The sequence below is a fragment of the Paenibacillus sp. FSL R5-0407 genome, from assembly GCF_038009185.1.
GTDB classification, from domain to species: Bacteria; Bacillota; Bacilli; order Paenibacillales; family Paenibacillaceae; genus Fontibacillus; species Fontibacillus vini.
Window position 1 is genome coordinate 3,756,695 of record NZ_JBBPAX010000001.1, and the last position, 16,267, is coordinate 3,772,961.

General features: G+C 39.0%; 9 protein-coding genes. 2 read left to right on the top strand and 7 right to left on the bottom strand.

What is annotated here, in order from left to right; translation table 11 throughout:
- Positions 1-306: 306 nt before the first annotated feature.
- Positions 307-1,209, bottom strand: a complete 903-nt coding sequence (locus NYE70_RS17830) for a tyrosine-type recombinase/integrase (protein WP_341047224.1) — start codon at positions 1,207-1,209, stop codon at positions 307-309.
- Between the two features lie 125 nt (positions 1,210-1,334).
- Positions 1,335-2,267 (bottom strand): hypothetical protein, encoded by a 933-nt coding sequence (locus NYE70_RS17835; RefSeq protein ID WP_341047226.1) that lies wholly within the window; start codon positions 2,265-2,267, stop codon positions 1,335-1,337.
- Between the two features lie 368 nt (positions 2,268-2,635).
- Here NYE70_RS17835 and NYE70_RS17840 point away from each other — a divergent pair, with 368 nt between their 5' ends.
- On the top strand, positions 2,636-3,013 hold the full coding sequence (locus NYE70_RS17840) for a type II toxin-antitoxin system PemK/MazF family toxin (protein ID WP_341047228.1): 378 nt from the start codon (positions 2,636-2,638) through the stop codon (positions 3,011-3,013).
- Between the two features lie 593 nt (positions 3,014-3,606).
- Here the strand turns inward: NYE70_RS17840 and NYE70_RS17845 are convergent.
- Genes NYE70_RS17845 through NYE70_RS17860 form a run of 4 tightly spaced genes read right to left on the bottom strand, consistent with a single transcriptional unit; the run spans position 3,607 to position 12,552 of the window.
- Entirely contained in the window at positions 3,607-5,334 is a 1,728-nt protein-coding gene (locus NYE70_RS17845) for a DUF262 domain-containing protein (protein ID WP_341047230.1), read from the bottom strand.
- A 30-nt stretch (positions 5,335-5,364) separates the two neighbouring features.
- Positions 5,365-8,049: a DEAD/DEAH box helicase family protein gene (locus tag NYE70_RS17850; protein ID WP_341047232.1), complete on the bottom strand. Its 2,685-nt coding sequence runs from the start codon at positions 8,047-8,049 to the stop codon at positions 5,365-5,367.
- Complete coding sequence (locus NYE70_RS17855) at positions 8,049-9,659, bottom strand: site-specific DNA-methyltransferase (RefSeq protein ID WP_341047234.1); 1,611 nt, start codon at positions 9,657-9,659, stop codon at positions 8,049-8,051. The genes NYE70_RS17850 and NYE70_RS17855 overlap by 1 nt, the downstream gene beginning before the upstream one ends.
- A gap of 16 nt (positions 9,660-9,675) precedes the next feature.
- Positions 9,676-12,552: an SNF2-related protein gene (locus NYE70_RS17860; protein WP_341047236.1), complete on the bottom strand. Its 2,877-nt coding sequence runs from the start codon at positions 12,550-12,552 to the stop codon at positions 9,676-9,678.
- A gap of 186 nt (positions 12,553-12,738) precedes the next feature.
- On the opposite strand from NYE70_RS17860, the gene NYE70_RS17865 reads away from it, so the two are divergent.
- Positions 12,739-15,753 (top strand): TrlF family AAA-like ATPase, encoded by a 3,015-nt coding sequence (locus NYE70_RS17865; RefSeq protein WP_341047238.1) that lies wholly within the window; start codon positions 12,739-12,741, stop codon positions 15,751-15,753.
- Between the two features lie 32 nt (positions 15,754-15,785).
- Here NYE70_RS17865 and NYE70_RS17870 read toward each other — a convergent pair whose 3' ends face one another.
- Entirely contained in the window at positions 15,786-16,133 is a 348-nt protein-coding gene (locus tag NYE70_RS17870) for a YopX family protein (protein WP_341047239.1), read from the bottom strand.
- Positions 16,134-16,267 lie beyond the last annotated feature (134 nt).

The window sequence follows — 16,267 nt, forward strand, 5'->3', positions numbered from 1 at the left end:
ACGACGGGGTTCATGCGTATTTTCAAAATAATATATTTCACAAGATGGGCTGATCCAATCCTGTGTTTGATCAAGTATCTAATCCATCTCTCAACAAAACCCGCACCCATTTATTTATTGGATTTATCGGTTCCATTTGTTTTATCCGATCTATCAGCTGTATCAGATCTGATAGAGATATTGAGTTTGATATAGCTGATACATCGGAGTTATAGAATAGGTTTGTTATTTCCCACCCATACCGTATATTAAGAAAACCAAGCAGATGATCTCGCTTAAACGAGACGTCGGCTTGGTTTATTGATCTTACATAACGTGATCGAGTTGTCGTAATACGCTATCCAATTCCTCTTTGCGATGTAACGTGTAGACTTCTGTGCTGGAAGTATGCCGATGTCGAAGAAGTTCTTGGGTCTTCTTGATATTGCCCGTCTGGTCAATGATTCTTTTGCCGAATGTGTGCCGAAGCTGGTGGCATGTAAAGTCTCCTACACCAGAGGTTTTGCGCACTCGTTCTACCATCTTAACGGCAGACCGTTTCCCTGCATGTGGGGCTTTACGGCTTACAAATAGGTAGGGGCTGTCTGCAAATCGGCAAATAGCTCTTACTCTAAGCCATTCGTCAATTGCTTTGCGAAGCTCCGTACTTTCCAAAGCTAGCTCCCCGTAGAATCCGCCTTTGCCTTGCCGAATAATAACTTTCTGTTTGCCTGGCGTTCGCACGAGGTCGCTTAATTGAATATTCAGCATTTCTTCTTGGCGCAGACCAATGTACAACATTAAATAGATCATACAGCGGTCGCGAGAACGTAAGAACTCATTTGGCTCTTTTTCGATGGCTTTGCGAATTTCCCGTATTTGATCTCGGTCGAGGTACTTGGGTTCCTTTTGCCGTTCAAGATCAGACAATGCTTCATCTTTAATATGAATCGGTTCAGATTGTTGACCGATTGTCGTCAGATACTGAATCCATTTGCGAAGTCCTGCCAGCTTTCGATTGATTGTTTTGGGATGGTTCTGCTTGACGGTCTTCAAGTGAGATTTGAACTCCAATGCAAGCAGCTGCGTAATATTCGCCTCTTGGTCATCTGGCAATGCCGAGCGCCATGTTTGATATTCCATGACGGTTGCATTGTAAGAGGCGATTGTTTTGGGACGTACTTCCTGTTGTTTGAGATATAGGGTAAAGTCCAATCGGTTCATCTCCATTTAACATTCTATATCCTAATATTTCGTTGCGAATGCCACTCTTGTTAAAAATTCTATACCCTTATATAGCATGAAAGGACACAGAATCCAAATTCTATGTCCTTTCGGCTCAAAAACACATTATGCTAAATTTCTCCAGAATGCTTTAAACTAGTTTCATTTTTACATAAATATTGAATTGCCAATTCAGCAGTCTTTAGTTTTTGCAAAATTAATAGGTCTTGATCACTTAGACGAACAACCATTTGTACATAATTGTCATTAATTTCGAAAACAGAATTACTGTCTTTCACGGTGAAATCTTGTTGTAACCACAGTATACAAGCTGGACAAACTTCAATCAGATGATCCGAGTAGTGAATCGTCCCTTTACTCGTTTTTGTGTCCATACTGAAAATTGCCTCAATTTTATTGGATATATCGCAATCTACTGTTTTAACCAACTTACTTATATTGTTCTTGCCAATTGAAGCTTCAAAATTATAATAGCCACTTAATTTATCATTTATTGCAATTTCCATCACTCGGTATTCGTGCTGATCATTGTTAATGAATTGTAGGCGACTTGAAATTGTTGAATCCTCATCTGATTTATAATCTGGATAGAGATAAGTCAATGCCGCAATTTGGATGTTTCGAAGATACTGACAGAGTGCTTCAAAACAATTGCAATGTTGAGCAATTCTTTTTAGATGCTTTTCAGGCATATCAAATGTTGTTATTTTAACTACCGCGAGATCACTTTGTCGATCTAGTGTCGTAAAGTAATCAGTACATTTAAAATCGTAATGTGAAGTTTCTAACTCTATTCCTATAACCCCTAATTTGACTTTCTTCATTTCTAAGCATTTTGATAAGCTGGCGCTGTATACTTCTACAGATTGTACAATTTGTTGTTCAACCAGTGTTCTGGCACAAAGTGCAGCAAAAGCAGGATCAAGTTCAACCTTGCCTGATGTAAATATGTATCCTTTACTTGCACATTGACCAATGGTTTTTCTGCTGACAGTGTAGTTTGTTGCTTTCTTGTTAAGTTTGTTTAAAAGTTGGTTTTTCATTGTAAATCATCCTCCATGGGTTTTTGTTTTTGTTTGCTATTCCTGTTTTCAATGTACTTGGGACAAAAAAAAGAGTCCCTCCGATTGAAGGGACCCTCTTACAAAGAAATTGAGCCATTCAATAGGGAAGCAGAGGTGTAAGAATATGGTTTACACCTGGCTCCGCGACACTCCTCATACGAGGCTGTCCGACGCTTTCGCGCCCTGTTGAATGACTCAACTTTATTCCGTTATTTAATTATTGCTATCATATTATGAAGAATATTTCCTTGTCAATAGGATTTTGAAAACTTTTTTGCGATTTTGAAAAAATCTCTTTCGATGATACCATTCAGCATTACCATAGATTTTAAAGTGAGGGTACTATAATGGCGCAAATTATGGATTTGTTGCAAATAGAGAGAACGATCAAACGTGGGGAGTTATATTTATGTGATTTACCAGCAGAAAGGGGATCTGTTCAATCCAACTATCGTCCAGTAATTATCTTACAAAATAATACGGGCAACCGTTTTTCTCCAACCACCTTAATAGCACCATTATCCAGACAAAACAAGCCACTGCCTACTCATGTTCATCTAAGCGAGGGAGTTGCTGGATTGCTGTATGATTCTCATGTACTATGTGAGCAGATACGAACGATTGACAAGTCATGCCTAACAAAATACATTGGAAAAATTAATTCCGACTCTGAAGAATTCAAGAATATTGAGAAATCGATATTAATAAGCCTTGGAATTAAGTAAGAAAATTAAGAAGCCCTTCGCGGGCTTCTTTTGATTTTTATATAAGGCTGTGTTAAACCTAATTGTTGATTTTTTGGAGTACGCAGTTACCTAGTCATATCGCAAAAAAAACACAGCCTATTATAGAGGACAAACCAACCTCAATAATTGGGTGAAGGAGAATTAACAATGGCGTACAAAAGACCAAAGTATAAGATGTGCGAAAGATGTGGCAGTTATTTGTTGGACAACCGTAAGAATTTTGGAATACAAGCTACAGGTCAGCAGTGGAAACAGGATTGGTGTCTAGCATGTAGAACTGAATGGGTACGGAATAAGAAGTATAATGAAGAAAAACGTAGTGATTAACAAAGAACGTTAGTTCAATTTGACTGCCCCTTATTAACGGGGCGGTTAATCTTTTGCTCGAAAATCAACATTCAACGATAACAGAGCCTTATATAAAGCTCTGCATTTAGAAGAAGTAGAACGACAAATTGTGACAGCTTGAACTATCAGACACATTTTCAAAGATTTGCTGTCAAAGCTCCTAGTAAACGTCCTCGCCTAGGCAGAAAAAATCCCCACCTGTTTCGGTAGGGAAGTCATAATACTCAAATCAAAATTTGCTTCAGTTTATTGATAATAAGCGTCTCCCTTTGCTTCATAAACTCCTCAAACTTGTTAGCCGACAATTCGACATACGGAATATAATGCTTCTGCTTGTAATCCGTCTGTTCTTGTGCCGTCGGATAGGTTTGATCTAACCATTGCTGAGTAGGCATATCCGACTTTTCAATGTTAGGTATGCCTTCGAGAAGTTGCAGATTCCCGATGTAGTCAACGTTTTCCAGACAGAAGTTAATCTGATCAGTGGTTAGACCCAATTTCCTCAATTTCGCTTGGGATTTCAGCAAGCTTCGAGGAATGATGTGATCTTGGTGAAAAATATTTCGATAATCCAAAGTTGGATAGAGCAATGCCAGAAGTGAGAATGCGTAATTACTTCCGTATTTCGTATACAGCAGCTCGTTAATGTCATCATCGTCAATCTTTAACGATTTATTGGTGATCTTTAGGTTTGACTTAATGGCATCAAAACTAAACTTATCTGCCATTCCTTTAATGATTTCACGCATGGGACGGAGTACATTATCAGGTTGACCACCAAAAACCCTTTTGAGAAGCGACACAATAACAAACTTCTTAATTTGATTGCGATCATCCAGATGCTTTGATGCAACATCAAAATTAATAGGATTACCAATTTTATAGATGTAATAAGCAACAGGAATAATGACTGAATTCGCAGTTAAAGTTTTTCCATTATACCCGAATGAAACGAGCAGTTTAACTGCAATACGAATAGATTGAGCAATCGTATCCCATTCGTCTTCAATCTTCTTCATGTTGGCAGCATTGAAGTTATCTACTTTAAACGAGATATCCGTAAAATCGCATAAGACAAGGCAAGATTTCAAAACAATATCCTTGTCAAAGTTGAATCCATCCCCGTAATCGTTAATTTCGTCCACAAGTTCGGTGATTTTGTCCCGAGCATCCTCGTTCTCCCATTGCGCTGTTGCGATAGAAAGCAACAGATCGGAATAGGTCAATTGTGTCCCACCGCTGTTTACCCGAATAAAGATATTTAATACTTTGTCCAATTCATTTCCTTTTTCCATAAAGAAATGAATGACTGGAGACATGATAACTTGTTGAAACAACATCATCAGACATTCCGACGCGAAATTTTCTGTGATGTTATTGGCGGTAATAAACTTGAAGATATCGGGCATTCCGCTACAGTTTAGAATATCCCCGACTCTATACCAGAAGTACTCTCCCTGTGGAAATGCTGCAACTTCCTTATCGGATAGAAATCTGAAATCATACCTGAAATCGATTCGATCCGACGGTGCTAACAAGTTTAAATAAAGCCTTTTTCTCTCATATGCATTTGGGTCATTCACTCTTTTATAAGGAAGTTTCTCCGTATATGAACCCTTAAGTCCAATGTAAAGAGAAGTTAGCCGCTGCTGACCATCCAGAATAGCTGTTAAAGCATGCATCCCCGATGTATTTGCCTTTGGATTCCGTTTATTATCTTTCTCATGAAAGTCACGAATAAATTCGTAAAACTGATAGTTCTGCACATTCCCCCCCTGAACAGACCAGAAGAGAAAGGAGCCAACAGGGTATTCTTTCATCAGGGAGTCGAACAACTTCTCCATTTGCTCTGGCTTCCATACAAACTCCCTTTGGATGGAAGGGAGCAGGAATTGATGCGCCGCTATATTCTCAACGGCTTCTTTAATTGTTATTGGCTTTTCAAATGCCATGTGCTTGATCCCTCCATTCCACAAAGCCATTTACTTGAACAAGTATCGTGACTTCAAACCTTCAATTGTCATGTTCTCCTGAACGTCTGTATGTGGGATAAGCAAATAATTCCACTCTTTACCGCCATGTTCCCGTTCGTGCTTTGAAGCATGAGAACACCACTCCAGGACTGCCCTCGCTTTGGCTTGAACGGTTGCTTCTTCAATTTCTTTTTCTTTTTTGATTTCGCAGATGAACTTGCCCGTCTTGGTTTCCACAACAAAGTCAGGCTCATAGATACTGCTATGATTGTAATAAATCTTGAAGTGTTCAGCTAAAGGCTTAAACCACTTCTCGACGTTAGGGTCATTCTCGCATATAACCGCAAACTTTCGTTCACTGTCCGAATCGAACTTTTGTTCGGGATAGAGGCATCTAATAAATCCACCAAACACCATACTGCGAATGCGAGTTTTGTCTTCTACAGGCTGACGGAAAGGTCTCACGCCTTCAGCCAATAAAGTCGTGTAACTAACAGGCTTGAATGTCGTGAAGCCCTTGCTAACAATGACTTCATAGGAAGTCGCCGTTTCGTAAAAATGGTTCTTCATCTGTATATGAATAAGTTCGGCTAGCTTACCACGGTTATACTGTAAAACATTGCGAACTGCTTGATCATCAGGTAAGTAGCTCTGCAAGTGTGCAACCATTTGATTGCTCAACTTATACAACAGTTCTGCGTGGTCGTCATAAGAAATATCTGAGTAATCCATCAACGCCGAAATCAAATAATCTTCTAATCTATCTTCGACAGCTTGGCTGCCGTTACGTTGAAGAATCTCACGATCATGAGTTCTCAGGTGCTGAATTAGTATATGTTCGTCAACAGGCTGCAGTCTGACACTCGAAGCTTCCAAATTGAAATCATGGTAGCCCCAAGTTAACTCACCAACTGGTTGAACAACGATTCTTGGGATATCTATACTATGCTGTATCGTTTGTTCGACTAGTGCTTCAATGACCTGTTCCACCAGTGCATTCGTCTGCTCAGGGAACAAATCCAGTTGGTTTACGAGATATTCCGACCGAACTTCCTCAATCAATTGGCGCTTAATTTCTCCTGTTGCTAAATGTTTAGAACTCGGCAGATGCTCGTAACTTTGGATCTTCCTTTGTGCGAGTTCAAATACACTTTTAACGTCTTCCGTTTGAACAGGCTTGGATTCATTATTCGTCGTCTTTATAGTAGAGACCTGAGCTTGAACTTGTTCAACGACCACCTGTTCGATTTTCGGAACAGAGGTTACAGGTTTTTTCTTCTCTTTGGCGACATCTTTCCCAATGTAGACACCATTCCGAATGATGGAATTTGGGTTGTTCGCTTCATCAACAATATCTTGAAACTTGTCATGCGCAATAATCGTGAGCCGATCAACTGCTTTAACACCAGTTCTTCTGCCATAAGGCAACCGTAAACCTCTGCCAATTGATTGTTCAACAAGAGTTTTTGAGTTCGCTGCTCGTAGAGGGATAATGGTGTAGAGGTTGGTGACATCCCAACCTTCTTTAAGCATATTGACGTGAATAACAATTTCCGTTTCTGAAGCAGGATTTTCAAGCTTCATTAACTCCTGAATTGTTTCATCCTTCTCCTGACCACTTTGATTGGAATGAACCGTAATGACCTTGTTTTTGTACCGCCCTTCAAAGAAGTCGTCCGATTGAATGACCTGCATCAAATTGCCTGCATGAACTGTGTCTTGCGCTACTATAAGGATGAATGGCTTAACTATCGGTTGATGATTCTGCCGCGCGTATACTTCCAACTCAACTTTCGTTTCTTCATGCACAAGAATACCATCTTCGAGCTTGAGTCGTTCTAGCTGATCCTCAGAATACTGGCTTGCATTAAAGTTCTCACGAGTCGCAACAGCTGGTTCTTTTACAAACCCATCTTCCATGGCTTTATGTAATGGGTAGCTATAGATAACATTGTTGAACGGGATGGTGCGTGTACCCGATTCTACTTGTGGGGTAGCCGTTAATTCCAAACCAAGTATCGGTTTCAACTCGTTCAGTACTTTAACACCAGCGGATGCACGATAACGATGAGATTCATCCATCAGCAGCACCAAGTCGGGTAGAGAGGCAAGATATTCAAAATAGCTCTCGCCAATGTACTCGCTCAATCTCTTGATGCGCGGCGCTTTACCGCCGCGCACCTCAGAGTTGATTTTCGAGATATTGAAGATGTTGATATGTGCTTCATCATTGAAAATACTAAATTGATTGCGATTGCCGATTCCATTCTCATAATTGTCACCTGTAATAATAACAGGGGGCAGATTAGTAAATTCTGCAATACCCTTAAATACATACTTAGGTGTATTTGGAGTAAAGTCTTGAATCAGCTTGTTATAAATCGTCAAGTTCGGAGCAAGGACAAAGAAGTTCCTAATCCCTTTACTCAGATAAAGATAGGAAATAAAAGCACCCATCAGCCTTGTTTTTCCTACGCCAGTTGCCAAAGCAAAACAAAGCGATGGAAACTCACGTTCAAAATCCGTTACTGAAGGGTACAGTGACTTTATCTTTTCCATTTCAGTAACTATCGTATCGTTGTCATATCGTCCAAGTTCAATTACGTCTATAACGTTCGACAAGATCTCTAATGACTCTTTCTGCGGTTTTCTAAGGCTGAGTCTAGCAGAAATTGAATTTAGGTGTTTGTTCATTACTCTTCCCCTTCACTGAACAGCTCCAATTGCTCCGACTTCTCTTGTTGAGGGAGCTGTGCCACACTTAGGCTATAATCGTCTTTTCCAAATTCACATTTATTAAGAATAGATGTTGGTATTTTTTGGAATGTAATATTAGCATAATCGGAAGCATTTATGTTGAATGCTTTGCAACAAATCAAAAGGGACTCATTTTCACCTAGTTGATCATTAATCTGATCTGCTAACTCCCGTGTTACCAACTGAGTTGTTGTATAGATGTAGTCCGTTTCAGTTGATTTCCCTTGCTTCCAATAAATTGAATCATCAGGTGCGTAGATAAACCCATGATGCTTACACATCGCCTCAGCAAGCATAGGAGCATTGAATTCTTTGTTGATAACCCAGTTTCCGAATTTATCCTTTTCCAAGAGGCTTGGGGCTAATTTATAATACCTATAGCCACCGCCTCCCTGCCATTTCACTTGTTTCGATACTCCACTGTCATCCTCACCAGTAATAATATTTTTAAGCCTAGGTATAATGTGAGTATGACAATGCTCGCCCTGCTCAATCATTATCCATTTTCTTTTTATCTTATGAGCGACTGCACCAGTCGTACCAGACCCAGCAAAGGAATCTAGTACCAAATCCCCCTCATCTGTGGACCAACGAATAATTCTTTCTAATAATTCTTCATGCTTTTCATGTTCAAAATCTGTAATTTTTCCTGATGTTTTAACATCCATCCATACGTCAGACATTATTTTATAATTTCTAGGGGCAACATAATATTGAACTGTTCCCTCATCATCTTTTTTAAGAAAGTCTAACTCAACACCTTGTTGCTGAAAAACATATCCGTAATACTCATCCAAAGTCATTTGATCGGAATAATCGTTCAAGTACTCTTCATAGTTTTTTATAGCTTGAAATGCCCTCTCACTTGCCCATCTCCACTGACCTCGCTCAGGCTTTACCCCAAAGAGTTCATACCTCATTGTCGGTCTATCTGTACCCCTCCAAAAGGTATCCCATTTTCCTGGAGTTGCTGTATCTTCAATTTTCATGAGCTTGGGCATTCGTGTTGTTGCCAACTTAGAATACAAATAAATCGTATCATGACCTGATGTTAATGAATCAATTGTCTCAAACTGAGATTGAACATTTTTGGTACCTCTACGGACAATAATTTCATTTTTAAAACAATTTGCACCAAATACCTCGTCTAATAATAATTTCAGTCTTGCACTTTGCCTGTAGTCAATCTGTACAAATAATAACCCATCTTCTTTAAGAAGTTTCTTAATAAAAATAAGTCGCTGTTTCATTAACGATAACCAAAGGCTATTTTCAATCCCATCATCGTAATGTTCAAATGCAGCACCCGTATTATATGGGGGATCAATATAAACACATTTAATTTTACCAGCGTAATCCTGTTCAAGTGCTTTTAACGCTAGCAAGTTATCTCCATAAATAAGTACATTATCGAAAAGGTCACTTCCCTCTTTTTTAACAGGGTTGTGAAAGGAACAGCTAGCATCCTCTAATAAAATCCTTGGTTCTAACCGAGTCTCAACTTCCTTACCTATCCAGGTCAATTCCATTTTCACTTTCTTACTCATCTTTACACCTCAATTGTTATACTAATTGCCACTTGATTAAAAATAAGTGCTTCTTGCTGACCTTCTGTTCAAGCTTCTTTTCAACGTCTTGAAACAGTATTTCCTTCTGACGATCAATTTCGTCCTGTGCTTCAAATAAATTGCGGCGTAATTCGCTGCGTTGCCTCTCGCGTTCACGAATCGTCTTGTTAATTTCGAGCTTCTCGGTAATCTGCCGCACTAGCCTTGCATCCTTTTGAAGCTGAGTGATTTCGGCATCCAGTTCTCTCAACTCAATCTCAAGTTTGTCTTTCAAGTCCTTAGACCACTTATCTAATCTCTCCAGCTCACGGTCAAGGAACTCATTCGTGCGCTCTTGTATGTCCCACAGAATCGCCGATTCCTGCTGGCGATTAATGTTGGTGATCTTTTCCGCTATAGGAGGGCTTATAAATGGTTCAATACCATGCATTTCGGTCTCACTCGCTGGGAGATCAAACAACTTCTCACATAGCTCTTGTTCCAGTTGATTACCACTAGAATCAATTGCAGAGAATATCAAATGCTCCTCATCCTCAGCAGCACTTACTTGTAATAAGTCCAGTGACAAGAAACCACTGCTACCGATCTTATTTTCAAGCAGGCTCACTTTACCCTCATAATCACTGTATCGGAAGGTGAGTATCTTCATTGGCAAAGGGCGACCTTTTGCTTGTTCAATCCACTGTTCAGCTAGTGGATGCCCTAAGCGATAGTGATGGACATGCTCATTCAACGAATTTTTCTTCGCGTGTGATATGAGCTGATACTTGTCCTTACCACTAGTTAATTCAAAGCTTAGCTGCTGCGAATTAAATAAAGCCTGCGAACTTCCTTCATAGACCGATAGCGCCCATAGATAGCGCTCCAACTTGTTCAATTGAAGGGTGGTCTGCTCATAGTGGGTTCTTAGTTTCTCACGTACTTCATCATCGAAGTTTTCGAGCAAGTTCTTTCTTGTTTCCTGCATCTTACACTGTATCTGTTCGTCAAGTTCCAACTGCAACTGATTGAAGGCATCTTGAATTTCTTCTGCAGAGCGGCAAGTTTGGTAAATCTGCTGAATTCTTTTTTCGAAATCCACACCTGACTCCAGCGACCCCAATACTTCATCAGACGAACCGAATACACCATCAAACAGGCTGAACTTCTGCGATAGTAATTCGAAAACCCTTTTATCCGCCGCATTCTTACGATTCAAGAAATTGATGACGACGACATCGTACTTCTGACCGTAACGATGGCATCTGCCTATTCGTTGTTCAATCCGTTGAGGGTTCCAAGGCAAATCATAATTGACGACAAGGCTACAGAATTGAAGGTTAATACCCTCCGCCGCTGATTCTGTTGCAATCATTATCGCAGCATTATTGCGAAAATACTCAACTAACGCCGCTCTCGTATCTGCTGACTTGGAACCCGTGACCTGATCATCATTTTGATGTTGTTCAAGCCAGTCCTGATAAATCTCCTTAATCTCTGGCGAGTTATTCGTACCGTTGAACATGACAATTTTGCCAGCATAACCGTTTTCTTCGAGCATTTCTTTCAAATATTGTTGTGTTCTTCTGGACTCTGTAAAGATAACCGCCTTGTCGTTTGCTCCAAGCTCACGAAGTTTGGCAAAACCATTCGCAAGGGCTACAAGCAGCGCTTTTCCTTTTTCATTCTCGGTAATAGAGGTTGCTAGTTCATAGTAAGCCAACAGTTCTTCTCGTTCGCGCATAAGCAACGCTCGTTCCTGCTTTGAAATGTCGCCTTCTTCGGATTGTTCGTCCTCGTCCGACCACTCTTCCACCGTGGCATCCAACTCATCAATATCATTATAAATGTTTTCAATCCCTTGTTCGCTTCCTTCTTCCTCCAACGAGGTCTCAAGCCTTCTTACTAGAGAAAGCAATGTATCGGAAATGGCAAAAGATGATGAAGCCAATATCTTGCGAACCACCAAGGTCATCAGATTTCGCTGACTTCGAGGCAAAGCTTGAATATCGTCCCTTTGGAGATACGAAGATACTTTCTCATACAACTCCCATTCCAATTCGCTCGAAGTAAATTCCTGAACAAGTGGAATCCTCTTCGTATAGGGAACGTATTCAGTCACCTGGCGACGGAGCGTCCGATGGCATACTGGACGAAGCCTATCCTTCAAGTCAAGGAAATCGAACTTGGTCATCTCTTTGGTTCCGCTTCCGAACTGCTTGCGGAACGTTGATTCATCACCGAATAACCTTGGGTCAATGAAGCTAACCAGACCGTATAACTCCATAAGCGAGTTCTGCAACGGCGTAGCGGTTAAAAGCACCTTGGGAGCGCCGTCTGTTGCATCCCGTAGTATTCTTGATATTTTATTTGTTTTCTTGTAGACATTGCGAAGACGGTGGGCTTCATCGATGATGATTAGATCCCATTGGGTTCGCTTAAGGTCAGCTGATTTATTGCGTGCGAACTGGTATGAAGTTATGACGACGTTATCCCTCTGCTCGAACGGGAAAGTTTGTCCTGCTTTCGCGAATTCATTGTAGTTCTTACTCTCGATGATAACGGATGGGATATAGAACTTCTCAATCAGTTCCCGATTCCATTGCTTGCGCAGCGGCGGGGGGACAATGACGAGAATTTTCCGTTTCCGTTCTGCCCATAGTTGACTAATAATCAATCCAGCTTCAATTGTTTTACCAAGACCGACCTCATCGGCGAGAATAGCCCCTCGTTCAAGCGGAGCGCGAAATGCGAACAAAGCTGCCTCCACCTGATGTGGGTTAAGGTCAACCGTTGCATTAATCAAAGACTGGTTCAATCGACCTACTGTATTGGAAGCATTCTGCTTGGTTAACTCATAAGCAAAGTATTGGCTATGATATGCCGTACTCATATAAAAACGCCACCCTGTATGGTTTCTATTCTAAATTATACAAGAATAGAAACTTATTCGACAGGATAGGTCTTGAATCCTTGTTTTGGAATAAAGATTGGAGAAAGCATTTCCAATTTGCAGGGGATTTGTGGTCTATTGTCGAACCTTGAAATAAAGCATTCACTAAGAAGGGGGCAGTTGTACGTGAACTACGAGAACGGTTCTATGTGGGCAAAATGGGACTTACACGTTCATACTCCGCATTCAATAATAGAACACTTTAGCGGATCAAATGAAGATGAAATATGGGAAAACTACATAAGGGACATAGAAAACTTGCCATCTGAGATAAAAGTTCTTGGAATCAACGACTATATCTTTATAGATGGTTACCGAAAGGTCAAACAATATAAGGATAATGGTCGTTTATCCAATATTGATTTATTGTTACCTGTCGTCGAGCTTAGACTAAACAGGTTTGGGGGAACCAAAAATAAACTCAGTCGTGTCAATTTCCATGTTATTTTTTCCGATAAGGTAGATCCAGATATTATTGAACAATGCTTTCTGAATGCACTTACAAGTAAATATGAACTCTCTCCTCAGGCAAGAGACAAACAAATACAATGGAACTCTGTTGTTAATCGAAGTTCACTTACTCAATTAGGTCAAATGATTAAATCGACAGTTCCAGAGGATCAGCTAATCCACTATAAAAGTGACTTAGAAGAAGGCTTTAATAATCTGAATTTAGACAAGGATAAGATCTTTGAAACTCTGCAGCAACATCATTTTCAGGGGAAGTATATTACAGCTGTCGGAAAAACAGAGTGGGCTGATATTAAGTGGAATGAGGGGTCCATTGCTGACAAGAAAAATATTATTAATGGTGTCGATTTAGTCTTTGTATCTTCATATTCCGCAGAAGACTACAAGAAAGCAGTCGCTTCACTTACAGAGGCTGGGGTTAATGATCGATTACTTGATTGTAGCGATTCACATTACAATTCTTCATCGACGGAGAAGGATAGATTAGGAAAGTGTTTCACTTGGCTCAAGGCGGATACTACTTTCCAAGGTTTAAAACAAGTTCTTAATGAATGGGAAGAGCGTGTTTATGTAGGTGATCTTCCTGAGAAGGTTGCATCGGTTCAAAATAAGAAAGGTAAATTTATAAAATCAATTTCAGTTAATAAAAAGAACAATAGTGTGGGTTGGTTTGACAATGAGACCATTCAATTGAACCACGATTTAGTTGCGGTTATTGGTAATAAGGGAAACGGCAAAAGTGCATTAGCAGACATCATTGGTCTGGTTGGAGGAACAAAGAATACAAATGAATTTTCTTTTTTAACAAAGGGTCGCTTTAGGCAAGGCTCCTTAGCAAAAAATTATGAGGCAGTACTGGAATGGGAAAACGGGGTGACTGAAAGTATTTCACTGGATGAGAATCCGCAAGATCATATACTAGAAAAGGTAAAATATCTTCCTCAACGTTACTTGGAAACGTTATGCAATGTGGAGGATGATAAGTTTGAAAACGAGTTAAAAAAAGTAATTTATTCTCATGTAGATGAAAAAGATAAACACAATAAGTCTTCCTTAAACGAGCTAATACAATATAAGAGCGAAACGATTAAAGATTCTATCCGAATCTTCTCTGAACAATTAAGTCATATTAACGAGCAATTAATTAATCTTGAAAAGAAAGCAACGCCAAATCATCTTTCGGGTGTTCAGGAACTCTTAAAAAACAAAGAGCAGGAATTTGAAGCGCATTTAAAACAAAAGCCAGAAGAAGTTTTGCCTCCTGACGCCAGTTCAAGCCTTAGTGAGGAGTTAGTCGGGTTATCTATCAGTGTTGATAATTATAAAAACTCTCTCCAAACCTTGAATGAAAAAATTGAAGCAAAGAAGTTAGAACATATCGGTGTGAAAGATAAGATCTCTTTGGTTCAACGACTTGAAGAGAAGATTAAAAATTTCGAGATGCAGTATACTTACTTTCATAGCAATTGTACTGAGGAATTAACTACATTCAATTTGAACATCGAAAATATTGTTTCTTTTAAAGTGGATTACTCTACTTTAAAAACAATTCAAACTGAATTAAACAAACAGGACACCCAACTTACAATAGACCTTGATAGATCTGACAGCAAAAATAGCTTACTCAAACAAAAGGAAGAGTTAGAATTAAAGATAAAAGAAAATCAGAACAAATTAGACGAGCCTACCCAGAAGTATCATCAGTATAAGAAATTGCTATCAGAATGGGAGCTTAAGCAGGTTGAGACAGTTGCTGAAATTACAAAGCTGAAAAATTATATTTCAACTCTTCAAAATGAGCTGAAAAATCAAATTATTGAATACAAGAAATTTCGATTGGCAAAGACAAAGGAAATATATTTGGAAATATTGAAAATCTCTGAGATATACTCCAGTCTATACAAACCAGTTCAAGAATTTATCGATACCCACTCATTAACTGACTCTGATTTTGAATTGAAGTTTGAAGTTTCTATTGATGGGAACTCAGTTTTAGATGGAATTTTAGACAAAATAAGTCAAGCTGTTAGAGGCAAGTTCTACGGATCAGAGGAAGGTAGAAGATATTTAAAATCAATTATTGAGGAAACAGATTTTAATGATGCCGATTCAACTATAGCGTTTACCGAGAACATCCTGAAAAATCTAATAAACGACCCATCACAGCCTGACTTAACGAATATTGAGATGCAGCTTAAGAAGAATGCAACAGTTTTAGATTTCTATCAATATCTGTTCTCACTTGAATATTTGAAACCTTTTTACAGTCTAAAACTAGGTGATAAGGAAATTACTAAGTTATCTCCAGGGGAAAAGGGCGCTTTGCTTTTGATTTTTTACCTGCTAGTGGATAATGATGATATTCCACTGATAATTGATCAGCCTGAGGAAAATTTGGACAACCAATCTGTATTTAAGATGCTTGTTCCTTGTATAAAGGAGGCTAAAAAAAGAAGACAAATAATAATGGTAACTCACAACCCTAATTTAGCTGTTGTTTGCGATGCAGAACAAATAATTCATGCGCAGATTGACAAAACAAACAACAACAGTATTAGCTATAAATCTGGTGCAATTGAAAATATTGAAATAAATAAATCTATCGTCGATATTCTAGAGGGTACGAAGCCAGCCTTTTCAAATAGGCAATCGAAATATTCATTATTTTAAAAAGCAAAGGCGAGGTGAGTTAGCCTCGCTTTTTACATGTAATAATTCCCAATTACTTTGTACTTTTTCTTAACGAGAAAATGCAGAGACCGTCGAGCGCTATTCTTAATGTTTATTCCAATATAGCTTCCTTTTTTCTTATCATAACTGATACAGTATGTATTTATCCCGTCCGATAAGAGATCAGATTCATAAATTTCATTATCATCTATATCCAGCAATTCAGTTGATTGAATAACATGAATTTCATCAAGGTCATAGCTATTTTCTAAATTCCCTCTAAAATGAATTGAAAGTTTCTTTCTTCTGAAATCAATAGATGTGACTTCGTATAATTTCTTATCAAAATCATCAATAGCTTTAAGCTTATATTCCCTCATTTGAACCCCTCCTTACTCTAAGGTATTCATCTTCTATCAGTACAATGATAGGAAATTGATACATTAGATTCGGAGTAATTGAAGGTTTATTGTCTATAATTTTACTAATAACTTTTTGATGTAGATGTTAAAGG